At 44.9% G+C, this 24,784-nt stretch carries 14 protein-coding genes; 10 read left to right on the top strand and 4 right to left on the bottom strand.

Annotated elements, in window-relative coordinates:
* Positions 1-64 precede the first annotated feature (64 nt).
* The gene (locus GVY04_20965) at positions 65-2,653 is read left to right on the top strand and encodes a TIGR03960 family B12-binding radical SAM protein (protein NBD18508.1); all 2,589 of its coding nucleotides are present in this window, start codon (positions 65-67) and stop codon (positions 2,651-2,653) included.
* Between the two features lie 140 nt (positions 2,654-2,793).
* On the top strand, positions 2,794-3,120 hold the full coding sequence (locus GVY04_20960) for a heavy metal-binding domain-containing protein (protein NBD18507.1): 327 nt from the start codon (positions 2,794-2,796) through the stop codon (positions 3,118-3,120).
* A 40-nt stretch (positions 3,121-3,160) separates the two neighbouring features.
* On the opposite strand, the gene queF is transcribed toward GVY04_20960, so the two are convergent.
* A complete protein-coding gene (gene queF / locus GVY04_20955; GenBank protein NBD18506.1) occupies positions 3,161-3,565 on the bottom strand; it encodes an NADPH-dependent 7-cyano-7-deazaguanine reductase QueF in 405 nt (134 codons plus the stop codon).
* A gap of 44 nt (positions 3,566-3,609) precedes the next feature.
* Between queF and GVY04_20950 the strand changes: the two genes are divergently transcribed.
* The gene (locus GVY04_20950) at positions 3,610-5,091 is read left to right on the top strand and encodes an NAD(P)H-binding protein (protein NBD18505.1); all 1,482 of its coding nucleotides are present in this window, start codon (positions 3,610-3,612) and stop codon (positions 5,089-5,091) included.
* A 33-nt stretch (positions 5,092-5,124) separates the two neighbouring features.
* Here GVY04_20950 and GVY04_20945 read toward each other — a convergent pair whose 3' ends face one another.
* Positions 5,125-6,666, bottom strand: a complete 1,542-nt coding sequence (locus GVY04_20945; protein NBD18504.1) for a hypothetical protein — start codon at positions 6,664-6,666, stop codon at positions 5,125-5,127.
* 335 nt (positions 6,667-7,001) lie between these two features.
* Between GVY04_20945 and GVY04_20940 the strand changes: the two genes are divergently transcribed.
* From GVY04_20940 to GVY04_20920, 5 genes are all read left to right on the top strand, one after another.
* Positions 7,002-8,414, top strand: a complete 1,413-nt coding sequence (locus GVY04_20940; GenBank protein ID NBD18503.1) for a DUF839 domain-containing protein — start codon at positions 7,002-7,004, stop codon at positions 8,412-8,414.
* 446 nt (positions 8,415-8,860) lie between these two features.
* On the top strand, positions 8,861-9,946 hold the full coding sequence (locus GVY04_20935) for a calcium-binding protein (protein NBD18502.1): 1,086 nt from the start codon (positions 8,861-8,863) through the stop codon (positions 9,944-9,946).
* Positions 9,947-10,131: 185 nt separating this feature from the next.
* The gene (locus GVY04_20930) at positions 10,132-11,049 is read left to right on the top strand and encodes a hypothetical protein (protein NBD18501.1); all 918 of its coding nucleotides are present in this window, start codon (positions 10,132-10,134) and stop codon (positions 11,047-11,049) included.
* Between the two features lie 565 nt (positions 11,050-11,614).
* Positions 11,615-20,977 carry a CHRD domain-containing protein gene (locus tag GVY04_20925; GenBank protein ID NBD18500.1) on the top strand — a complete coding sequence of 3,121 codons (9,363 nt, stop codon included), beginning with the start codon at positions 11,615-11,617 and terminating at the stop codon, positions 20,975-20,977.
* 381 nt (positions 20,978-21,358) lie between these two features.
* The gene (locus GVY04_20920; GenBank protein NBD18499.1) at positions 21,359-22,042 is read left to right on the top strand and encodes a DUF475 domain-containing protein; all 684 of its coding nucleotides are present in this window, start codon (positions 21,359-21,361) and stop codon (positions 22,040-22,042) included.
* Positions 22,043-22,080: 38 nt separating this feature from the next.
* Here the strand turns inward: GVY04_20920 and GVY04_20915 are convergent, their stop codons facing one another.
* The gene (locus GVY04_20915) at positions 22,081-22,731 is read right to left on the bottom strand and encodes an ABC transporter ATP-binding protein (protein ID NBD18498.1); all 651 of its coding nucleotides are present in this window, start codon (positions 22,729-22,731) and stop codon (positions 22,081-22,083) included.
* Between the two features lie 208 nt (positions 22,732-22,939).
* On the opposite strand from GVY04_20915, the gene GVY04_20910 reads away from it, so the two are divergent.
* On the top strand, positions 22,940-23,887 hold the full coding sequence (locus tag GVY04_20910; protein NBD18497.1) for an alpha/beta fold hydrolase: 948 nt from the start codon (positions 22,940-22,942) through the stop codon (positions 23,885-23,887).
* On the opposite strand, the gene GVY04_20905 is transcribed toward GVY04_20910, so the two are convergent.
* Positions 23,828-24,355 carry a DUF4330 family protein gene (locus GVY04_20905; protein ID NBD18496.1) on the bottom strand — a complete coding sequence of 176 codons (528 nt, stop codon included), beginning with the start codon at positions 24,353-24,355 and terminating at the stop codon, positions 23,828-23,830. The genes GVY04_20910 and GVY04_20905 overlap by 60 nt on opposite strands.
* Positions 24,356-24,490: 135 nt before the next feature.
* Here GVY04_20905 and GVY04_20900 point away from each other — a divergent pair.
* A partial coding sequence (locus GVY04_20900) for a DUF29 family protein (GenBank protein ID NBD18495.1) occupies positions 24,491-24,784 on the top strand: 294 nt, incomplete at its 3' end.

The raw sequence follows: 24,784 nt of genomic DNA, 5'->3' as shown, positions 1-24,784 counted from the left end.
AATCGATTCCATGAATCGTGAACTACCATGAGAAATAGTGAGTAACAAGGAGAAAAGGGAACCGATGACAGCAGCAGTTGAGCAACTGATCACCCCAGAGATTAATCGACCCGCCCGCTATTTAGGGAATGAACAAGGCACAAAACACAAGCCTTGGGATAGCGCAACCGTGCGCTGGGTGTTGACCTATCCTGAAATCTACGAAGTGGGTGCATCCAACTTGGGTCATGTGATTTTATACAATATTCTCAATGCTCAACCGCGACAACTGTGCGATCGCGCTTATCTGCCAGCACCGGATCTCGCTTCCAAACTGCGGGAAACCGACACGCCGTTATTTGCCTTGGAAAATCGTCGGTCAGTTAGTGACTTCGATATTTTAGGGTTTAGTCTCAGTTATGAACTGGGGGCAACCAATATCCTTGAAATGCTCGATCTGGCTGGGATTCCCCTCACCTGGCAAGAACGAGACAAGGGCGATTATCCCCTCATTTTCGCCGGTGGACAAACGGCAACCTCGAACCCTGAACCTTATGCGGACTTTTTTGATTTTATTGCCCTTGGGGATGGCGAAGAACTCCTCCCAGAAGTGGGGCTGATTATTGAAGAAGGGAAAAAAGAAGGACTGAGTAAAAACGAATTACTCCTCGATTTAGCGCAAGTTCCTGGCGTTTATGTGCCACGGTTCTACGCAATGCAACCAGATGGAACGGTACACCCCACACGCGAGGATGTTCCAGAGAAAATTATCCGGCGGGTGGCGCGACCGATGCCGGCTTATTCCATTGGTTTAGTGCCTTATGTAGAAACCGTTCATGATCGCCTCAGTGTCGAAATTAGACGGGGTTGTACTCGGGGCTGTCGCTTCTGTCAACCGGGAATGCTGACTCGTCCGGCGCATGATGTAGAACCGGAACAGGTGGTGGAAACCATCGAGAAAGGTATCCGCGAAACGGGCTACAATGAGTTTTCCTTGCTATCTCTCAGTTGTTCTGACTATCTTTCCCTCCCAGCAGTGGGGATGGAAGTGAAAAACCGCCTCCAAGATGAAAATATTTCCCTCTCGCTTCCCAGTCAACGGGTAGATCGTTTTGATGAAAACATTGCTAACATCATCGGTGGAAACCGCAAAAGTGGTTTGACGTTCGCACCAGAAGCGGGAACACAACGGATGCGCGATGTCATCAATAAAGGGTTAACCAACGAAGAACTCTTGCGCGGGGTGAAAACTGCCTTTGAACAAGGTTGGGATAAGGTCAAACTCTACTTTATGATTGGTTTACCCGGTGAAACTGATGCCGATGTCATTGGTATTGCCGAAACCATTCGTTGGCTGCGTCAAGAATGTCGGCTGAAAGGACGCAAACGCCTCGACTTTAATGTCACTATTTCCAACTTTACTCCGAAACCGCACACGCCGTTCCAGTGGCATTCTGTCTCAACTTCTGAGTTTATCCGGAAACAAGATTTACTCCGCGATGAGTTTCGCCGGATGAAAGGGGTGAAAGTCAACTTTACCGACGTTCGCATCTCGGCGATGGAAGATTTTGTCGGACGCGGCGATCGCCGCTTGGTTCCTGTGGTTCGTCGCGCTTGGGAACTCGGCGCTGGTATGGATGCTTGGTGGGAAAGTTTAGAAAAAGCCTACAATGCTTGGGAAACTGCCATTGCCGATGCCGGTTTAGACTGGAAATATCGCCAAGTGGAGAATGGCGAATGGGATTGGGAAACCATGGCGAGTGGGACGCAAAATGACCGCTTAGATGCGCCTCTGCCTTGGGATCATATGGATACCGGAATTGATAAAAACTGGCTGAAAGAGGACTTAAAACGCGCCTTAGAAGCAGCCACGGTTCCCGATTGTTCCTATGCCGGTTGTTCCCATTGTGGGGTCTGCGGGATTGATTTTGGTCATAATATTGTGGTTGAACCGCCAGAAATCCCCACCTTTGAAGGACATTTTCAACCGGATCAAACCCGAGAACAACGGGTTCGGGTGCGCTTTAGTAAGGAAGGGGAAATGCGCCTTGTTAGTCATTTAGATTTAGTGCGTCTGTTTGATCGCGCTGTGCGACGGGCCAAACTGCCTATTTCTTTCACCGGTGGTTATCATCCCGGACCTCGGATTAGTATTGCGAATGCCCTTTCTTTAGGGATGAGTAGTAGTGGCGAAATCGTGGATTTTGATCTCAAAGAAACCTATGCTTTAGACGCATTTGAGAAACAACTTTCCGAACAACTTCCCACTGGCATTCATATCGAGTCGGTAGAATCGGTCAGCCTGAAAAATTCCGCAACTAGCTTATTAGAAAAAGCGGAATATTTCGTCACCGTAGAAGCCCCTAATCCAGTTTCGGAAGCACAATGGCAAGACGCTTTACAAGCAATGTTTAACTGTGAGGAAATCTTGTGGGAGAAGACAACAAAATCGGGGAAAAAGAAAACTTTAAATCTGCGCGATCGCGCGTTTGATTTCTCTTTCGTTGAACAACTGAATGAACACACGGTAAAACTGCGTTATCTGGGAAGTTGTCGTAATGACGGAACCCTCCTCAACCCCGAACACTTTGTCTATATGCTAGAACAAGTAACCGGAATGGAATTGCAATTAAATCATGCCCATCGTCAGCAGTTAATCTTGCAAGACTCATAACTTGAGTCAGTGGGGTGTATAAAAAATTGCACCCTACTTCTTGCTTTTTTGCTATCCAGTCAGTGGCTTATTGATTGAGTTGCGCCTGCGATCGCGCTTTATCCTAAAATTAAGGCTAACGTTAGATTAAGATACTCACCATGTTAACCACAACAACAGACAGTCTCCAAGGACAAACAATTGAAGAATATTTAGACGTTGTCACGGCAGAAGTAGTTTATGGTAGCAACGCTTTAAGAGACTTTTTTGCGGGCTTCCGTGATTTTTTTGGTGGACGTACCGGAAGTTATGAAAAACTTTTTACCAAAGGACAGAGAAAAGCAGTAGACGAACTGGCAGAAAGAGCGGAAAAATTGGGTGCAGATGCCGTCATTGGCATTAAAGTCGATACCGGAACGATTAATATTGATGAAGAAGGCGCCTTGTTAGTGATTACAGCTACAGGGACTGCCGTCAAGCTAGGTTAATCGTTTTATAACGAATCACTCTCTCAAAACCAGTAAACGGTCAAACCCGAGGTTGCTGATGATGCACTTCCACAACGGTGTGGACATTGCCCCGTGGCGAAAAATCACCGGTTACTGTCGCCTCCAAAGGATTACAAGCTGCGACAAAATCATCTAAAATTTGGTTAACTGCTTCTTCGTGAGAAATGTAGCGATCACGATAGCTATTAATATAAAGTTTAATCGCCTTCAACTCAACCACTGACTGGTCTGGCATATAGCTAATATTAATCGTGGCAAAATCAGGATAGCCAGAGAAAGGACACTTACAGGTAAACTCAGGAAGACTAACGTCAACCTTATAGCGTCGTCCAGGACGAGGATTGGGAAACGTAATCAACTCTCCTTCCGCAATTGCTCGTTCCCCATATTTCATTTCAGGAGTGTTCGTTGAGTTTTCTGCCATATTCGTTACATTGATCTTAATTAACTGTAACACTTGCCAAGCCCATGAATCAACGAAAATCTTGGGACATCACTCGTTTCATCAAAACCTTAACCTACTTTGATGTTCTTCCCCTTCTTAGCCGCTTTCCCGGAGTTAAACAAATGATCTTAGGCAATCAATCCACTTCTGAACCCACTGTTACTCCCCAAACCGGAACCATTCTGGTTGTGGGTGCAACCGGAGGTGTGGGGAAGCGGGTTGTCAAACAACTCCAACAACAAAACTATCCGATTCGTGCTTTAGTTCGCAGTATCGAACGAGCCCGTTCTATTTTAGGAGATGACCTTGAATTTTATGAAGGAGATATCACGATTCCCGAAAGCCTGAAACCAGAACTGATGGCAAATGTCACTGCTGTTATTTGTTGTACAGGAACGCGCATTCAACCCGTTGAAGGAGACACTCCTAACCGTGACAAGTACTATCAAGGCGTCAAATTTTACGAACCAGAGGTCGCCGAATCGACACCAGAAGCAGTGGAATATAAGGGAATTAAGACGCTCGTTCAACTGGCTGCAGAATTGATTACCGACAACACTGATCTCCCCATTTTCGATTTCAGAAAGGCAACCAAAGAAGTTCAAAGCATCTGGGGTGCTTTAGATGATGTTGTGATGGGAGGTGTCAGTGCAAGCGCGCTTTTCTTAGAAAACAATAAAGCTGTTTTTGCCGGAACAGTTTCCACTGAGAATAATGGCGGTTTTAGTTCAGTGCGAACCCGTAACTTTGAACCCAACCTTAATTTATCGGAATACAAAGGAATTTATTTACGCGTCAAAGGAGATGGCAACCGGTATAAATTCTTTCTCCGTTGTGATAGCCGTTGGGATGGGATTGGTTATGCGTATTCTTTTGATACCCAAAAAGACACTTGGATCGATGTTTATGTTCCTTTTACCGAATTAACCCCTGTCTTTCGTGCCAAAACCATGGATGATGCCCCTCCATTCAACTCAGCAGAAGTTGATTCCATGCAGTTGATGCTAAGTAAGTTTGAATATGACAAAGCACTCAATCCCCATTTTCAACCAGGGAGTTTTCGTCTAGAAGTTGAACAAATTGCCGCTTATGGTGGAAAAGTAACACCGCAATGGATTATGATTAGTTCTGCTGGTGTCACTCGACCCGGACGCCCTGGTCTGGATCTCAGCCAGGAACCCCCAGCGGTGCAAATGAATGACCAGTTAGGCGGACTTTTAACCTGGAAGTTAGCAGGAGAAAATGCAATTCGAGAGAGTGGGTTACGTTATACGATTATTCGTCCTTGCGCCTTAACTGAAGAAACAGAACCCGAAACTTTGTACTTTGAACAAGGAGATAGTTTAAAGGGTCAAGTCAGTCGAGAAACAATTGCGCATTTATGTGTCGAACTGCTAAAAGCCCCCCAAGCGATTAATAAAACGTTTGAAGTCTCAAGAACTTCCGCCGCTGATTTTTCAGAAAATTGGCAAGAACAGCTCTCACAATTACAGCCAGATTCGTAGGTTTAACTTTAAGTAGGGGAGATTAATTTACCCCTACTGGTTAATTGATATTTGAGTTAGAGGAAGCTCTTTTTGAGAGATTTCTACAACTTGTGCTTGATATTGCTTCAAGAGGGCAGTTTCTAATTCAGGGGATAAATGAAAGAGAAAAATTGAATCAAATTGCTCCAAACCGTTAAGTTGTTCGGATTGAGTCACTAATTTAAACTGAGTTGATGGTTTAACTAAATAGGCAAGAGAAATCACATTACCTAAATTGGTTTCTCGGTTATCACTAATCACCAAAGGGGTTTCCGTTTGATTAATCACTTCAGCAACTTGTGCGTTTTGAAAGCTAACTCCTTTATTCCACCAAACATTTGCCTGAGAAATTTTCCAACAAGAAAATAAACCACACATTAAAAGAATGATGAATAAACCTTGCCAAAGCCGTTTCCTGTTCCTGATTTGAACAGCGAATAAATACGCCACTAGGATTTGGGCTGCAATCAAACTGGGAACAAAATAGCGGGTTGAAATGGAGCGCTGTCCGCCGAAAATTAAATCAGGAGAAATCAGAAGTAATGTCGGTATCAGAAATGAACAGAGGAGAAATAGCCAGATCGACCGATTAGTATCAGGGATTAAAACAACGAATCCATATCCAATCAAAAGTAAAATGAGCGGTGGAATCAAATAACTGTAAGGATGACTAATATCAACTCCCAAATCCAGGAATAGACTACTAAAATGTAGCCCCCAAATCTTGACTAAAAAAGAATAATCGGGCTGGGCTTCTGTCCAGGCTGTTTTCGCTTTTAATTGTTCATAATTAGTGATTATTAAATTAAGCCAAGGTGAAAACGCGATCGCGCTTCCTAACATTACCAGTAAATAACGGCGAATCGCTGGCGTATAAAAATGTTTTTCTCGTAGTAATAGATAAATGCCTTGACTGACTATGACTAAAAGGGATAACAAACTCGTATAGAAATTGAGAATGGTTGTTATGGCATAAGTCCACCAGTAAGATTTCTTTTTATTCTGAACGGCTTCCCAAAAACTCCAGTAAGATAAAAGCGTAATTAATATCCATAAACTATACTCTCTTGCCTCTTGTGCATAAAGGACATGAAATGGGGAAACGGTTATTAACAAAAATCCCACTGATCCAACTACGTTAGAGCTAAATAAAGCCGAGCACAAGAAATAAAAAATTGGAATACTGAACAGGCTAAATATAATTGACAGACTACGAGTGGTTGTAACTGAGCTTCCCAACTGGTCTTGCCACAGTCGCACTAAAATATAATACAGCGGTGGATGTTCAGGATGAGATTTAAGAGCCTCTAAAGTATCCTGAAAATTGTTTTCTGGACTGATTTCTTGATATTGGAGTAAGTCAGAGCGGCCTAAAATTTCACCTGTAAATATCTTTTCAATGACCTCTTCTCCCTTATAACCAGCCGTTCGCAGAGACGTGAAAACTTCATCATGCCAATAAATTTTTGTGTCTAAATTCACACAACGAACCCAAACTCCGTAACATAAAAAGAATAAATATAAGAAGAATATAAAAATGTGCTTATAACGCATAGAGAATAGGTTTGAGGAGTAAGGGAATGGCCTTGAACGTTAAGCCGAGATAGTGATTGATAAAACAAATTGCGAGCGCCGCTAAACACTCTACTATTCGTGCATTCAAGGTCAAATTGGTCTTAATGTTTAAGCATACCCCTAAGCATCTTCAAAAAACGATTTCAAAATCATCATTTTTTATAACTCCTGTCATCTAGGCGTTTTGATTCTTTTTGAGGCATTGGTAGTTCCTTTTGTTTCTATTGACTTAACTCAATTTTAAACGGAGTTTTTCTTAATCTTGACCCCAAGTTAGTAGGGTTGAACCCGTGACCGATGAGATGGAGAACACCATGCCTGTATCCCGACGTAAATTCTTTTTCTTAACAGGGGCAACTGCTGTTGGAACTGCGCTCAGCACTTCTATGTTTAAGAAGCTCCATGCGAAAACACTAATGAGTCAAGCCCGTGCCATTCAAGGGTTTGGCCAACTCCAACCGGACCCCAATGGAATTTTTGATCTACCGCCTGGGTTTAATTACCGTGTTCTGTCCCGAACTGGCCAAACGATGGATGATGGGGGGGCTGTGCCGACTGCTCCTGATGGTATGGATTCTTATAGTGACGGTAATGGCAACGCGATTTTGGTCCGAAACCATGAACTGTCTATCAATAGCGAAGATGAAGTTGCCAACTCATTTAAGGCAAATCCCACCATTCCTATATATGACCCGGGTGCAATTGGTGGAACGGCAACTTTAACAGTCGGTCCTGGTAATCGACTTCAAGGACAACGGCGATCGCTGGCAGGAACGGAGAATAATTGTGCTGGGGGATCGGTTAAAGTTAATTCTCGTTCTTCTCTGGGCTCTTGGCTAAGTTGTGAAGAAACCATTATCCTTCCCGCTAGCGATAATCAGCTACAAAAGCGTCACGGTTACGTCTTTGAAGTCCCTGCTGATGCTCCTAGCGATGCCGAACCCCTCCGTGCGATGGGGCGTTTCCTACACGAATCAATCGCGGAAGATCCCGAAACCGGCTATATTTACGAGACCAACGATGATTTTAATGAGCTGGGGTTATATTACCGCTTCCGTCCCAATAAAGTGGGCGATTTGCGGCAAGGCGGTGTTTTAGAAGCACTCGTTATCCCAGATATGCCTGGTGTTGACACCACCAATAACAATGAAGACACAATTGCTGTCGGTACGAAAATGCCAGTGGAGTGGGTTGAGGTTCCTGTACCCGATCCAGAAGATAACTTGCAAGATAGTGGTCCGAACAACCAGCGCAAAATCCAGCACCAAATGTTAGACGGCCAGACAAAAGTTCGAGATGTGGCAGCACTCTTTAACCGAACTGAAGGAAGCTGGTATGACGGCGAAGGAGGAATCGTTATTTGCGCTACCGATGCCGGTCCAGAAGAATTGGGTCAGATCTGGCGCTTAGATGTCAGAAATCAAACGCTAGAGCTTCTAGCTGAGCCTCGCAATCCTGAGATTCTACAAAGTCCCGATAATGTGACTGTCGCGCCTTGGGGTGACATTATTATCTGTGAAGATGGTGACGGTACGGATCGCTTAATAGGTCTAACACCAAACGGTGAGTTCTATGTGCTTGGTCGCAATGGACTTAACACGGCAGAACTTGCGGGAGCAAACTTCTCACCAGACGGCAAAACGTTATTCCTCAATGCACCGCAAAAAGGCCCTGGTGTAACGATTGCGATTACAGGACCTTGGGAGAAGAGCAATAGCTTTGGCTAGAACTTTTTTAGGCCTGACGGGTAAATTCTGAAATACCTTTAACTTGGATAAGGATTCCAGATTGTGGTTTCGAGCTCCACTTTCAAGAGTGGAGCTTGTCTTAGAAATTGGATGGTTAGTTATAAGTTTAGGACGACACGAAGTAAGTTTTTTTGGCTCAAGATAATTAAACCAAATCGAACCTTGCACATAGCCTTTGTCTTGGTTTTTCTTGAAGAAGCTAATTGACCAACGGTTACAGCAGGCTCTGTCGTTTCACGGCGGAGTAACTGTAACTCTTCGCTTCTCTATCTGTATTGAAGCTAACGTGCCCTAGGCGATCAACTTAAATGACAGTTACTCAGCAGTTGTCATTAATCTGGCTTGAGTAAGTTAAAGCGTAAATATTTAGCAACCAATAATCGTAAATCAAATTAATTGTCACTTTAAAGGAAGGGTGAATAGATATGAGTACACAGATTCGTGATTTTTTTGTTTTTGTAGTTGGAAGTACAGGTGACGATACTCTAGAAGGGGGAGATAGTAATGATCTAATTATCGGCAGACTAGGGGATGACTTGCTGCAAGGGGAAGCAGGTGACGATGCCCTCAATGGCGGTGAAGGCAATGACATCCTAGAAGGAGGCGACGGCGACGACCTCCTCAACGGTCAAGCTGGGAATGATGAACTCCTCGGCGGGGCTGGTGACGATGAACTCAATGGCGATGAAGGCACCGATAACCTGTTTGGCGATGCTGGGGCCGATGAACTCAATGGTGGTGACGACAGTGACTTGCTCGTGGCTGGCGGTGGCGATGACACAGCTGCCGGTGGCGACGGGGATGATAGCCTCATTGGCGGTCTCGGAGCCGACTTGCTGCAAGGAGAAGCAGGTGACGATGCCCTCAATGGCGGTGAAGGCAATGACATCCTAGAAGGAGGCGACGGCGACGACCTCCTCAACGGTCAAGCTGGGAATGATGAACTCCTTGGCGGGGCTGGTGACGATGAACTCAATGGCGATGAAGGCACCGATAACCTGTTTGGCGATGCTGGGGCCGATGAACTCAATGGTGGTGACGACAGTGACTTGCTCGTGGCTGGCGGTGGCGATGACACAGCTGCCGGTGGCGACGGGGATGATAGCCTCATTGGCGGTCTCGGAGCCGACTTGCTGCAAGGGGAAGCAGGTGACGATGCCCTCAATGGCGGTGAAGGCAATGACATCTTAGAAGGGGGCGACGGCGACGACCTCCTCAACGGTCAAGCCGGTAATGATGAACTTTTCGGCGGGGCTGGTGAGGATACCCTCGAAGGAGGCGATGGTCAAGATACCTTCATCCTATCAACCACAAGTGAAGGGACTGACACGATTGAAGACTTTCAACTTGGCGAAGATCAATTTCAGTTCTCGGGCGCTATAGAGCAGCTTTCTCTTCAACAACAAGATAGCGATACTCTACTTAACTTAGATGGTGAAACATTAGCTGTCTTGTCAGGAGTCCAGTCCAGCACGATTGAAACAACTTCAACAATATTCACGTTGACCTAATTATAGTGATTAAATTGAGGCTCCTTTGTCAGGATTCTATTAGCAATTTTTAATGTTGTGAGTCACAGATTACGCCTCCCATTGAGGGGGGCGTGAGACCGCTGGTCGGCGCCAATTTTTGATTGAGTGTGAGGGGTGATTTGGAAATAATTTTGTTAATGAGTATTATTCAATTTCTGTAAGTTATGCGACTACGACATTTATTGACAGCCTCTCTTGCTGTGTTAACGTTTAACCAGTCAACCAGTATAGCCTTAGCAGAGAAACCAAAACTACCAGAGTCTGGGTCTGTTGAAACTGATGAATTGAGCAATCAAAAGCCTGACTCACGTTTGAAAGTACCAGAACCTTCCAATTCTTTATTACAAGAAAGAGAGCAAAATTCTCCTAATCAAAATAATTCTTTTTCTTCTCAAGAACCTCGGGAAGTTACTATTCCCAAATCGTCAGCAGTTATAACCACTTTTTGTTCCAATGTCTTATTCAATCAGGAGCAAGCATCAAGTTTTCCTGTAACTCTCTCTCTTGCTCGACCGATTATGGATAGTAATGGCAATGTTATTGCTCCTATTAACTCTTTGATCAGAGCAAATATTAATGCAACTGAAAATGAAGGGATCAAACTCGAGCCCAAAGCGGTGATCATTGGCGGACGATATATTCCCATTAACACACCCTCGGTTGCAGTTCCCGCTCTAACGGATACGCGACGTGGTAGTAGAACTTTTTATTCTGGGGGGTTTAATCGCGGTCAACGGGGAATTGCTTACCGGGTTTCCGATAATCTCAGTGATTGGCTCGTTTCCAGACCAACTGCTTTAGGGGATGAACAAAGTAACTTATTGAGTTTTGGTTTATCGATCGCTGCTGGTGTCGCACAGGGAATAAATGAGCCAGATCCTCCGGATCGCGAAGAAACAAAAGTGATGGAAATTCGGCAAGGAATGCAACTCATTTTTCCTCTCGAGACTTCGATCACATTACCGCCTATGGCGACCCAAAGAAATCCTTACTTTACAACTCGAACCCCTACATCTGCTTGCCAAGATGGACAAGGAACTCAAGATCCGTCTCAATACGTTGATAACAATGAAGTCGATTAAATGTTTTTTTGATCACCTTAAGCGTTTTTTGTTTCTTAATCTGAGCAATCTTAATTAACTAATTCTGTTATTCCAGTCACTTCAATAATTGATTAACAAGGAGAATCACCTTTGTTCCACTGTGCTAGAGCAAAGGTGAAAATCTTATTTTGAGAAGAGAGGATTGATACCAAAGTAACGAAAAAATATTTCTTTTCCTCTGATTTGGGTTTGGGCCGGTTAAAGAAACTGGCTCAACCCATTGAGTAAAAATTTGAGAAAAAAGCAAAATTTTAATTCTTTATTCTTAAGAAGAGGTTAAGGAAAGCTTAGATTCACTGCCATTGATGTTATTAATTTAATTTTTCTTGCTACAAAGGCTTCAGACTTTCAATTTTAATTAATGGATAATTAAATGATAACCTTCTCTTAAATTAATAACCTTTTTTTAACCAAAAAATAGCCGATAAAAGTAATGGTTTTATGATAAGTTGGCTATGAAGATTTGAGTGATTCAATTACTATTATTTTTGATTGTTTTTAAATCACTTAAGTATAAGTAAAAAATTAGAGAGAGGAGTGATTGATGTCAACAATTCACGAAGTCCAAGGAGTTGGTCATCGGTCTCCATTTGTCGGTGAAGTTGTCACTGTAGAGGGTGTCATCGTAACAGCAGTGCTCGATGATGGATTTTACATACAAGATCCCAGTGGCGATCGCGATCCGAGGACTTCCGACGGAATTTTTGTTTTTACAGATAGTCTTCCTACCGTTAGCGTAGGAGATAAAGTTAATGTGACTGGCGAAGTCAGTGAATTCCAGCCAGGAGGGGAAGCAAATCGTAATCTAACAACAACACAATTTGCTTTCCCCGACACTATTGAAGTGGTGAGTGAGGGAAACCCACTTCCCACCCCAGTCCTCATTGGGGAAGGCGGGCGCATTCCTCCGAGTGAAAATATTGATGGGGATGCCTTTGCTGAATTTAATCCTGATGAAGCAGGTATCGACTTCTTTGAATCTCTAGAGGGAATGTTAGTCACTGCCCAGAATCCGGTTGCTATTGGTCCCACCAATCGTTTTGGAGAAATCTTCACAGTTGTCGATAATGGTGAAGCGGCAACGGAAATTAGCGATCGCGGTACGCTCAACATCAGCCCGGATGACTTTAACCCAGAACGAGTCCAAATTGATTACGACAGTGATCTTTTACCTGATTTTGATTTTCCTCAAGTCAATGTGGGGACCCAACTTAAAGATGTCACCGGTGTCGTTGGCTATAGCTTTGGCAATTTTGAAATTCTGCCCACCCAAGCCTTTAGCGCTACCCCTTCCGAACTAGAACCGGAAACTAGCGCGATCGCGACAAAAGAAGGAAACTTAACCCTTGCCAGCTACAACGTCCTCAATCTCGATCCTAATGATGAAGATGGGGAAGATACCGATGTGGCAGATGGACGCTTTGAGCGCATTGCTACACAAATTGTCGATAACCTCAATTCCCCTGATGTCATTGGGTTGCAAGAAATCCAGGACAATGACGGTGAAATGGTTAGCGACGTGAGTGCCGCTGATGTGACTTTACAAACCTTAGTTGACGCGATCGCGGCAGCCGGGGGTCCGACCTATAAATTCATCGACACTCCTGGCATTGTTCCCGCCTTTGCAAACGAAGCTGGCGAAATTGTCCGTCCCACAGGGGGCGCACCGGGGGGCAATATTCGCAATGCCTTCCTATTTAACCCGGAACGAGTCAATCTAGTGGAAGGCTCGGTGGAACCGCTTACTGATCCGCAAGCGCAAGCAGAAAACCCAGATAATCCCTTCTTTGGCAGTCGCATTCCCTTGCGTGCGACGTTTGAATTGAATGGGGAAGAAGTCACTGTCATTAATAACCACTTTTCCTCAAAAGGCGGTAGCAGTGGCATTTTAGGCCTAGATCAACCCTTTGAAGAACTGCAAAACGGCGCAAAAAAAGGTCTGCCGCAAGAGGTTTTAGATAATCTCCCAGCAGCGGATCGTTTTGTTAATGGCAGTTATAACGAGCGAGCAGCCCAAGCCGAAGCCGTTAAAGCATACGTTGACAGTCTTGATGTTGACAATATTGTCGCGTTAGGCGACTTCAACGAATTTGAATTTGTTGACCCAATTCAGGAAACCCTCGGATCGAGCTTAAATAACTTAATCGAAACGATTCCCGAAAACGAGCGGTATAGCTTCATTTTCCAAGGCAACTCTCAAGTCCTCGATCACATTTTCGTTAGCGATAACTTAACCGAAACTGCTGAATTTGACATTGTTCACACCAATGCCGAATTTACGGACCCTGCAAGCGATCACGAACCGCTTGTCGCAAGTGTAAACCTCTCTAGAGATAATGATATGGCAATTGAACTGAATCCCATTGGAACTTTTGAAACGGGAGTATTTGACGAAGGGGCAGCAGAGATTGTTGCCTACGATGCACAAACACAACGCCTATTTGTTGTTAATTCCGATGCAACCACGATTGATGCTCTTGATCTGAGCGATCCCACCAATCCCACTCGCATTTTTCAAATTGATGCCACTCAATTTGGCGATGGAGCAAACAGTGTTGCTGTCAAGAATGGCATTGTTGCAGTGGCAATTGAAGCCGAAGCAGTTGATGCGAATGGAAAAGTTGCTCTTTTTGATACTGATGGCAATCTTCAGCTTTTAGCAGAAGTAGGTGTTCTGCCGGACATGGTAACGTTTAGTCCGGATGGAACCAAAATCTTAGTTGCCAACGAAGGGGAACCTAGTGATGATTATACTGTTGATCCTGAAGGATCAGTGAGCATTATCGATATTTCAGCTGGGTTAGAAAACGCAACCGTTGATAATGCTAACTTTACTGCTTTTAATGCTCAAAAAGCAGCCCTGATTAATCGTGGGGTAAGGATTTTTGGACCCAATGCAACTGTTGCTCAGGATTTAGAACCGGAATATATTACCGTTACTCCTGATAATAATTATGCCTATGTCTCTCTGCAAGAAAATAATGCCTTCGCGGTTGTTGATCTACGAGAAACCCTTCTGAATGAAGACGATGAGCTCGAAGTCAATCCTGATTTTGGAACAGTCGTTGATGTTTTGCCTCTAGGCTTTAAAGACCAAAGTAAAGGCTTACCGACTCTTGAACAATTTGAACTGAGTAATGAACTGCTCGCAGCCAATCCTCTATTAACCCCTGAAGGTGCCTCTGATGTTCCTCTCGGTGGACTATCGGGTTTATTTTTTGAGGGTATTGCAGACAACGGTAATTTAAAATTTATCACTCATCCTGATATTGGTCCTTCAACAAGCGAAGACACTAATAATGATGGCAATGATGACGTTACCCAGTATCAGCTGCCTGATCATCAGCCAACGCTCTATCGCTTTGAATTTAACCAAGAAACAGGAGAGATTAGCTTTAAAGAAACCATTTCTCTTAATCGTCCTGATGGTAATGGGGGCACGATTCCTCTCACTGGATTACCCAATTTAGAAGGAGATGACGATGGTCTTCAACCTGTCAATGCAGAGGGAGAACCGCTTGATTTTGATCCCTTTGGGGCTGATTTGGAAGGCATAGTGGTTAACCCTGCCGATGAAACATTTTGGGCAGTGGATGAATATCGTCCTTCCATTTACCACTTTAACCAACATGGAACGCTAATTAATCGCTTTGTCCCTAAAGGCACTGATCCGGATACCACTGATAATGTAACGTTTGGTAGCGAAACGCTCCCTGAAGCCTACCTCAGCGCACGAGATGGTCGTGGCTTTGAAGCAGTTTCCTTAGATACAGAAGCAGGAATTCTTTATGCTTTCATCCAAACGCCATTGGGAACCGATGGTACGGGTGAATTTAACGCTGATGTTTCTGCTGATTCTCAAGTCATTCGGATTTTAGGGATTGACCCTGCAACTGGACACCCTGTTGCCGAGTATGTCTATCTCCTCGAAAAACCAGCCTTTAGCGAAGGCAACATCGACAAAATTGGGGCAGCCACCTTTGCCGGTAATGGTAAATTCTTTGTGGTTGAACGTGACTCTGGGACAGAATCCACGAGTAACAAAGTCGTTTATGAAATTAACCTTTCTGGTGCGACTAACCTCCTCGGAGAAGATGCACTCAGCTTGCCTGACGATACAACCTTAGAACAGTTAACCCCTGATGAGCTAGTTGCAGAAGGCATCCGTCCCGTGAGCAAGGTGGAAGTCACCAACCTTCCTTCCTTGGGTTATCTTCCTAGCGACAAGCCCGAAGGAATTGCCCTCCTTGATGATGGTTCTTTAGCGGTTCTTAACGACAACGACTTTGAACCGGAAGAAAAAGATACCAGCCTCGGTATTATCTCCTTCGACAAGAGCAATCAACTTGATGCCAGTGATGAAGATGGCATTAACTTGCAAAATATTCCTTCCTTTGGAATGCTGCAGCCAGATGCCATTGCCAGCTTTGAAGTGGAGGGACAAAATTTTATTATCACTGCCAATGAAGGAGATGCCCGAGAATATGAAGGTGATCCCGGTTTAATTGAAGAAGTGGGTCTTGATGACTTAGCGGTTAACGCGACTCCGATTACGGCAACATTAACTGGCGATCAAGAAGTTCCTCCTGTTAATACTGAAGCCACAGGAACCGCAACCATGAGCTTCAATCCCTCAGCAACCGCCTTTGATTATAAGGTCACTGTTGATGATTTAGACTTTGGAGAATTCTTAGACGGAACACCTCAAACTCCTGACGATGAGGGCGATGATGTTACCCTCATGCACATCCATGGCGCTCCTCGTGGTGAGAATGGTCCAGTCATCTTTGGTGTCATTAGCCCTGATGATGATATCGACGATCGCGAATTTACCCTCAATGATGATGGCTCGGTGACGATTTCTGGCACTTGGGATAGCGGCGATGGCGAAACTGATCTAGAAGAGTTTGCCGATCAAGTTAGTGATGCTGGCTTTGAACAAGAATTGGACTTCTACTGGAATATTCACACAGAAGAATTTCCGGCTGGCGAAATTCGCGGTCAGTTAGAGCGAGGCGCACCAGAAAGCTTCCTCGACCTCAATGACGATAATCGTCCTGATGCTTTCACCGATGAAGTTGTCCCAGGAGAAACCTTAAATGATCTCCTAGCAGAAGATCGGCTGGGAGCACTTGATTTTACTAACGCTACCGGTGATATCGATGAGGATGGCTTAATAGAACAACTCCATAATTTTGGTGGTCGTTCCTTCTCCATTTTTGATGAATTTGGGAATCTCGTTTTTGATAGTGGAGATGAATTTGAGCGCATCACAGCAGAGCAACTCCCTAATGATTTCAACTCCGATAACACGGAAAACGACTCTTTTGATTCCCGTAGTGATGCGAAAGGACCGGAACCAGAAGCCATTATTACCGGTGTTGTTGAGGGGACAACTTATGCCTTTATCGGTTTAGAGCGTGTCGGTGGAATTATGGTTTACGAATTATCGAATCCCAGCGACCCCGAATTTGTTCAATACGTCAATAACCGAACCTTCCGCGATGCAGACGGCAACCCCATTCCTGCACAGTTAGAAGATGGGACTGTCAATCCGGAAGTGGGTGATTTAGGACCGGAAGGCTTTGACTTTATCTCTGCTGAAGAGAGCCCCAGTGGTGAGGCATTACTCGCTGTGGGTAACGAAGTCAGTGGCACAACGACACTGTTCAGCGTTAGTGACATGGTTGAAGAACCTGAACCGGAAGTGCCTCAACCTTCCAATGAATTAGAACTCTCTGTTGCTGGAACATTTGAAACGGGTGTCTTTGATGAAGGGGCAGCAGAAATTGTCGCTTATGATGCAGAAACCCAACGCCTCTTTGTGGTCAATTCTGATGCCACCACGGTTGATATCCTTGATGTCAGCGATCCGACTAGTCCAACCCGTATTGACCAAATTGATGCGACTGCCTTTGGCGATAGTGCCAACAGTGTTGCTGTCAATAATGGGATTGTTGCAGTTGCCATTGCAGGCGAAGCGGTTGATGCCAAGGGACAAGTCGTCTTCTTTGATAGCGATGGCAATGAGCTGAACAGCGTAGAGGTCGGCGTTCTGCCAGATATGGTTACCTTTAGCCCTGATGGTTCTAAAGTGTTAACTGCCAATGAAGGCGAACCCAGTGACGACTATGAAACCGATCCTGAAGGTTCCGTTAGCATCATTGATATTTCCGGTGGAGTAGAAAATGCAACTGTAACCAATGCAGGCTTCACTGCCTTTAACGACCAACAAGAGGCTTTAGAAGCAAGCGGTGTTCGTATCTTTGGACCGGATGCAACGGTTGCTCAGGACTTAGAACCGGAATATATCACCGTTAGCCCTGATAGCAGCACCGCTTATGTTGCGCTTCAAGAAAACAATGCCTTTGCTGTTGTTGACCTCAATGCTGGTGCAGTAACAGACATCTTACCTCTTGGCTTTAAGGATCATTCTCAAATCGGAAACAAAATTGATCCGAGTGCCAATGGTGAAATTAATATTCAGAATGTCCCGACCTTCGGAATGCTCCAACCCGACGCGATCGCGACATTTGAAACCAACGATGAAACCTTCATCATTACCGCCAATGAAGGGGATTCTCGCGACTACGATGGCTTCAGCGAAGAAGCAACCCTCGGTGATTTACAAGAAGAAGGCTTATTAGACCTCAATAATGATGGCGAAGCTGACGCAGCCGATGATTTACCGTTTGCTGATTTCAATACCTCTGATCAACTCGGCAATCTCCTGCTCACTAATTCTACGGGTGATGTCGATGAGGATGGTTTGATTGAGCAACTCCACAGCTTTGGCGGTCGCTCCTTCTCCATCTTTAATGAAGCCGGTGAATTGGTCTTTGACAGCGGAGAAGACTTTGAGCGCATTGTTGCCGAGCAAATCCCAGAAGGCTTTAATACCACCAATGACGAAAACGACTCCTTCGATGACCGCAGTTCAGACAAAGGACCCGAACCCGAAGCGGTTGCCACGGGGGTAATTGGCGGTACTCCCTACGCCTTCATTGGGTTAGAGCGCGTTGGCGGCATCATGGTTTATAACGTTTCTAATCCCACTGACCCTCAGTTTGTTCAATACCTCAACAACCGCGACTTCTCGGTTCAATTTGATACTGATGACGAAGGCGATCCGAACCCTACGCAAGAGCAACTTTCTCAAGCTCGCGATTTAGGACCCGAAGGCTTTAACTTTATCTCTGCTGAAGAAAGTCCCAATGGTAATCCGTTACTAGCAGTTGGGAATGAAGTCAGTGGCACAACGACCTTATATAATATTGCAGATATCGGCCAGGAAGACCCCTCTGATCCCTCAGAAGACCCTTCTGAATCTTTTACCCTGCAACTCTTCCATGCTTCTGACCTGGAAGGCGGCGTTGACGCTATTGATAATGCCCCCAACTTTGCAGCCATTATTGATCAACTGGAAGAAGAATTCGAGAATACATTAACGATTTCTGCTGGCGATAATGTCATTCCTGGACCCTTCTTTAATGCTGCTCTGTTTGCTGAGGATCAAGTATTGAATGATGCGGCCAACACTCTGTTTGGACTTCCTAATGATGTCAATGGCGATGGTCAACCCGAACAATATGAATCCTTAGCAGGCGATCGCGGTCGCATTGATATGTCCATTATGAACGCGATCGGGTTTGATGCTTCAGCCATTGGCAATCATGAGTTTGACGCGGGTAGCGATGCCCTGGCCAGCTTTATTGGACCAGCCTTGGAGGAAGCCGGACTCGCTGATGATGAATGGCTTGGCACTCAGTTACCCTATCTGAGCGCCAACCTCAACTTCTCCAATAATGAGTCCCTCAGTAGCTTAGCGACTGACCAAATTCTCTCTGATCGTGAGTTTGTCACGGGACCGGAAGAAAGCTTCTTAGAAGAAATAACCCCTCGCATTGCCCCGGCTGCAATCTTTGAGCGCGGTGGTGAACAAATTGGTGTTGTCGGTGCAACCACACCCCTGTTACAAGAGCTTTCTTCTCCTGGCGATACGGAAATTGTTGGACCGAACGAAAACAATGTGCAAGCCCTCGCTGATGTCTTACAGCCTGTCATTGATAATATTGCCGACCAAGGAGTTAACAAAATCATCCTCACCACTCACTTGCAGCAAATTGCCTTAGAGCAAGAATTGATTGGTGAACTATCAGGAGTGGATATTGTAATCGCTGGCGGTTCTGATACTCTCCTTGCTGACGAAACCGACACCTTACGTCCTGGTGATGAAGCAGATGACAACTATCCACTGCTTACAGAGAATGCCGATGGCGATCCCGCTGCGATTGTCAGCAGCGCTGGTGAATACAGCTATGTGGGTCGTTTAGTTGCTGAGTTTGATGCCAATGGCGTTCTGGTTCCGGAAAGCATCGATCCGGAAATCAGTGGTGCTTTTGCCACAACAGAAGATATTGTAACGGAAGTCTCTGGCGACACTGATCCCTTTGCCGAGGGAACGAAAGGAGCTGAAGTCCAAAACTTAGTTAATTCAGTGGAAGCAATTGTTAACGAGCAAGATGGTAATCTCTTTGGTCAAACTGAAGTCTTCCTCGATGGTCGTCGGGAAGAGGTTCGCACTGAAGAAACAAATCTTGGTAATCTCACAGCAGATGCTAACTTAGCTACTGCTCAAGCCGAGGATGAAAGCGTCGTTGTTTCCATTAAAAATGGCGGTGGAATTCGTGCCCCCATTGGCGAAGTCGGAGATAATGGTGAACTGTTACCGCCGCAAGCTAATCCGGATACAGGTAAAGAAGACGGACAAATTTCTCAGCTTGATCTTGTCAATAGTCTTCGCTTTAACAATGGTTTGACCTTATTAACCGTAACTCGTAGCGAGTTAGAGCAACTGGTTGAACATGGGGTAGCCGGTACTGCTCCTGGTAATACGCCCGGACAATTCCCACAGGTAGGGGGTCTTGAGTTCAGTTTTGACCCGACTCAATCAGCCATTGAGTTTAATGATGATGGCAGCCTCGTCACCGATGGCGATCGCCTGCAAAGTCTGGCGATTACCGATGAAAATGGGGAACCTGTAGATGTCATTGTCGAGAATGGGGAATTGGTGGGTAATCCGGATGAGGAAATTCGTTTAGTCACCCTTAATTTCCTTGCTGATGGGGGCGATGGTTATCCGTTTGATGACTTTGGTGAGAATCGCCTTGATCTGGTTGATTCAGAAGCAGAACGGACAGGAGAAGCTACCTTTGCTGATGACGGTTCCGAGCAAGATGCACTCGCTGAGTTCTTAGTTGAGAACTTCCCGATTGGCGGTAATACTGCCTTTGATGAAGCAGAAACTGCTCCAGCTGAAGATGAGCGTATCGTGAATTTGTCTGTGCAAAATGGTGAAGTTGAGCCTCCTGAATCACCTGACTCGCCTGATTCGCCAGTTTTAGAAGAACCAGGAGTATTTGACCTCACGAATGAAAATGTCTTCGGACCAGCTGGAGAGGTTGTCACTGCCAATTTAGTTTCTGAAGTGATCTCTCTTGGTGTGTTTAATAACTTAGTTGGCTTCTATAGCGTGGCTGACGAAGCCGGTGGTATTGATACAGATGATGATGACATCGTTGATCTTACTCCTGGTGAGGACGGATATACAGAAGCCGCTTTGGCCAATGCGAAGGATGCCATTCTCAAAGAGGGACAAACTGGATCTATTGAGTTGACCTCAGGAGAGATTGTAGTTCCCTTCCTGCTCGCGCAAGGGGGAGACCTCGATGAAATTCCGGCAGAACTGCCAGCAGGCGTTCAAGCCTACTTCCCTTATATCGCGGCTAATGCTGATGGTGTCGATCACTTCCGTCTTTTAAGTGACAATTCCCTGGGCATTGAAGATCTTGCTGGAGGTGGTGACCAAGACTTTAACGATCTTGTCTTCCAGTTGGATTTTGCTTAACCGTTTCACGTTTGCAGAAGTTAGTGATTTGGCAATTTTGCTAACTTAATTTTGGAAAATTGCATTGTGACAAAACAAAAGATGCCGTAAGTCAACACACCAATCGCTAGCTTCTCATTCATCTTGAAAAAACTTTCCTCCCTGAAATCCTTTTTAGGGGGGATTTTTTATAGTAGTGCGCATTTAGAACAGGACATTTTTAATCCCAGAACCCTTTGACAGCCTGCTGTTCCCCATTCTCTGTTCCCGATTCCCTTTTCGAGTAGCGCTATAGAAAAAACCGGGGATCACAGGGCATAACAATCTTTTAAGTTTTGCTAATTCCAAGTTAAGATTGAGAAATAAGGAGGATTTCTGCTTCCGTGAAACTATAAATCGTGAATGGTTGACCAAATTTTAGATTTTTCCCCGAATATCGGGATTGAAACCGCAATCTTATTGATTGTTCTCGTGGCGCTAGAGGCAGTTTTATCGGCAGATAATGCGATTGCCTTAGCTGCGATCGCGCAAGGATTACAAGGACACAAACTTCAACGCCGAGCCCTTAATTTCGGCTTAGTCGCAGCTTATATTCTACGCATGACCCTAATTTTTACCGCAACTTGGGTCATCCAATTTTGGCAGTTTGAACTACTTGGAGCCGGTTATCTCCTCTGGTTAGTTTTCAGTTATTTTACCTCAGACGAAGAAGATAACAGTCACCATCATCATGGCCCCCGATTTAACTCGTTTTGGCAAGCCATTCCCATGATTGCTTTAACCGATTTAGCGTTTTCTTTGGATAGTGTCACGACCGCGATCGCGATCTCGGAAAAAACTTGGCTGATTATTCTCGGAGGTACGATTGGTGTCCTGACCTTACGTTTTTTAGCGGGATTATTTATCCGGTGGCTAGACGAATATGTCCATCTTGAAGATGCCGGTTACATTACTGTGGGTTTTGTCGGGTTACGTCTATTACTCCGCGTGATTGCTCCGAGTTTAGTTCCGCCGCAATGGCTTTTAGTAAGTGCGGTGGCAATCGTTTTTGCTTGGGGTTTTTCTGAGAAAACGCCGCAACGATAGGTGGAGATTTGGGGTCAGCATCGCTGCCCCTGCTTCCATTAAAACTGTTCAATTTTTTCAGGCACTTTCTTCACTTTTTGCAGTTTCTGTAGGCGGGGTGGAGTTTTACTTTCCCACTTTTGCCAACAGTGATGTAACTGCAGAGTTTGCATACTTTCTAATAAGCCTTGACGCAAAATCGGCTCTGTTTCTACAGAAAATAATAAGCTGAAATATTCACTCATTTGTTGCAGCTGTGAGGCATGTAACTTGCCTTCGATTGCAAGGGCAGTCAGTTGACGAATTGCCATTAATCGCCGCAAGGGGTGGTCGGCAGTTAGTGCTGCTAGAAGCTGAGAAACTTGATCTTTTGGGCTGCCCTGACTAGCAGGATGAAGCAGTTTTGCAACTTGCCAACCCAATAGCAGGGCAATGACAATACCTTGCGCGATCGCGCCGCCAGCTAACCAATGATTATCTACGTGGTCCCAAAGCTGTAGGGCCCAATAGGTTCCCACTCCGATCAACGTACTGCCCGCTAGTGCCGTAAACAAGCGTTTTTGGGACAGATCTAAGGTTTGTTGCCATTTTTGCCAATACCCCGACCAACGGTCTATAGGAAAGCGAAATAAAAGAACAAGCCCCCCCATTCCCATTAGCGTTGCCAGTAGCAATTGCCAATTCCAAACCAACATAATGGCAAAAACAATCGCTCCCCATAGCCAAACTGAAGATAAGGAAGACTTCGCTTTTAATAAAGATTGACTAACCCGTATTACAGCAGAAGACCGTTGGCGGCGATAGGGCTGACGACGACGAACGGGACGTTGCCGACGCTGTCGAGACCGCTGTGACGAGCCCAGCACGATTTTCAAGAATAATTTACTCTGGAAGTGTAGTTGATGGAAAAATTGCGCCATGCTTGAACCCATTGGAGTAAAACAAGAGTCGATTGTGACTTCTCTCGGACGAATGATTTATTACACTCCGAGCGAGCATCCTTGGCCAGATGAACCAACCCGACAAGAGGAAAACCAATCCAGTTTAGTATTTCTACATGGTTTTGGCGGTGGCTCATCCGCTTACGAATGGTCAAAGGTTTATCCGGCTTTTGCCAGTGACTATCGCGTCCTTGCGCCTGATTTGATTGGTTGGGGACGGTCTGAACATCCCGAACGGAATTATCAGATCGAAGATTACCTTACCATAATCCGAGAATTTTTGATGGGAACTTGCTCAGAACCGGTGACTGTTGTTGCGTCTTCGCTCACAGCCGCCTTTACCCTTCGTGTGGCAGTGGATCATCCAGAATTATTTCAATCCTTAATTTTAGTCACTCCTGCCGGTTTATCAGACTTTGGGCAAGACTATACACAGAGTTTGATTGCCAGAGTGGTTAGCCTGCCTTTGCTTGATACTGTTTTGTATCGAGGCGCGATCGCGACCAGTGAAGGAATCCGCAATTTCTTAGAAAATCGGCAATTTGCTCGACCTGAACGTATTTATCCAGAAATCATCAACGCCTATCTCAAATCTGCCCAACAGGAGAATGCTGAATATGCCGCTTTATCTTTCGTGCGCGGCGATTTATCCTTTGATTTATCTCTCTATCTTCCTCAGCTGACGATCCCCACCGCGATGATTTGGGGAGAAAAGACACAATTTACTTCTGCTGATTTGGGTAAGCGTTTAGCTGCCTTGAACCCCACTGCTGTGCAACAGTTAGAGATTTTAGAAAATGTCGGTTTAACGCCCCAGTTAGAAGTTCCTGAGATTACCATTGGCTTAATTCGCCGTTACCTCAAACTACTCGGGAAGGCGAATCTCAACAACGCTCCCTCGGAAGTTGTAACTGAATCCCTCTAGTTCAACGGTGGTTCCAATTTTCACTTTATTACTTCCTAATACCGCACCATCATTGGTAATGGTGGCATCTCCAGCTAGGGTAATTAACCAATTTGTGACAAATCTCTCGTCGGGACGCGGATCAGGTTGAGCGACGACCGAACCATCCGGTTGCGGAACCGCTACCGTTTTTGGGATTAATTCCACTGACTGCACCTGAACTTGACCATGGGGTTGGTTGCGGATAATTAACTGTGTCGTTTTCTTCTCTTCCAGTGTACTTTTTAACGTTTCTGGATTTTCGATTCTTAATCCTTGAATGAGAACGTCCATCTCGATCGGTTTCGCGCCACTGACTTGGGCAACAGATCCAGACGTACCGGGAAAGATAAAAATCCCAATGATCACCAACAAAATCACAAGGGCTGCCCCTAAATCGAGGATGCTAATGGTATTAAAGAGTCGTCCTTTGGAATCGATAATTTTCATAGTTGCGCGATCGCGCTTGGGCGATAATAGATCAAACTCGATTTTATCCGAAACGTTGATCAGAGACAATCAACTCTTCCTAGAGCAAATTACAAAATATTAAATTTTAAAGCGACTAACTTAGCGGTTTTTATTATGGTTACCGGATCACAAAAAAATCAAGAAACATTATATGAAAAAGATTATAACCTTTGGGTATTAGAAACAATCAAAAAACTAGAAAATAAAGAATTTAATACCCTTGACTGGGATAACTTACTTGAGGAATTATCCGATTTGAGTCGTCGTGAGAAAAGAAAGTTAGAAAGTTTATTAATGCGTTTAGTTGAGCATCTTCTGAAATTAAAATATTGGGAAAGCGAAATTAAAAATAATCGCGGTCATTGGGAAGCCGAAATTCTCAACTTTCGCAAACAGATTAAAAAAGAA

The sequence above is a fragment of the Cyanobacteria bacterium GSL.Bin1 genome (assembly GCA_009909085.1).
Lineage (GTDB): Bacteria > Cyanobacteriota > Cyanobacteriia > Cyanobacteriales > Rubidibacteraceae > Halothece.
The sequence above is the reverse complement of the archived record's forward strand: the minus strand, read 5'-3'. Positions and strand labels throughout refer to the sequence as shown.

Excerpts from the sequence above, each read along its gene's own strand:
- GVY04_20925 (NBD18500.1), top strand. The coding sequence starts at position 11,615 with ATGTCAACAATTCACGAAGTCCAAGGAGTTGGTCATCGGTCTCCATTT.
- GVY04_20945 (NBD18504.1), bottom strand. The coding sequence starts at position 6,666 with ATGCGTTATAAGCACATTTTTATATTCTTCTTATATTTATTCTTTTTA.
- GVY04_20910 (NBD18497.1), top strand. The coding sequence starts at position 22,940 with ATGCTTGAACCCATTGGAGTAAAACAAGAGTCGATTGTGACTTCTCTC.
- queF (NBD18506.1), bottom strand. The coding sequence starts at position 3,565 with ATGGCAGAAAACTCAACGAACACTCCTGAAATGAAATATGGGGAACGA.
- GVY04_20905 (NBD18496.1), bottom strand. The coding sequence starts at position 24,355 with ATGAAAATTATCGATTCCAAAGGACGACTCTTTAATACCATTAGCATC.
- GVY04_20940 (NBD18503.1), top strand. The coding sequence starts at position 7,002 with ATGCCTGTATCCCGACGTAAATTCTTTTTCTTAACAGGGGCAACTGCT.
- GVY04_20920 (NBD18499.1), top strand. The coding sequence starts at position 21,359 with ATGGTTGACCAAATTTTAGATTTTTCCCCGAATATCGGGATTGAAACC.
- GVY04_20965 (NBD18508.1), top strand. The coding sequence starts at position 65 with ATGACAGCAGCAGTTGAGCAACTGATCACCCCAGAGATTAATCGACCC.
- GVY04_20960 (NBD18507.1), top strand. The coding sequence starts at position 2,794 with ATGTTAACCACAACAACAGACAGTCTCCAAGGACAAACAATTGAAGAA.
- GVY04_20930 (NBD18501.1), top strand. The coding sequence starts at position 10,132 with ATGCGACTACGACATTTATTGACAGCCTCTCTTGCTGTGTTAACGTTT.
- GVY04_20935 (NBD18502.1), top strand. The coding sequence starts at position 8,861 with ATGAGTACACAGATTCGTGATTTTTTTGTTTTTGTAGTTGGAAGTACA.
- GVY04_20950 (NBD18505.1), top strand. The coding sequence starts at position 3,610 with ATGAATCAACGAAAATCTTGGGACATCACTCGTTTCATCAAAACCTTA.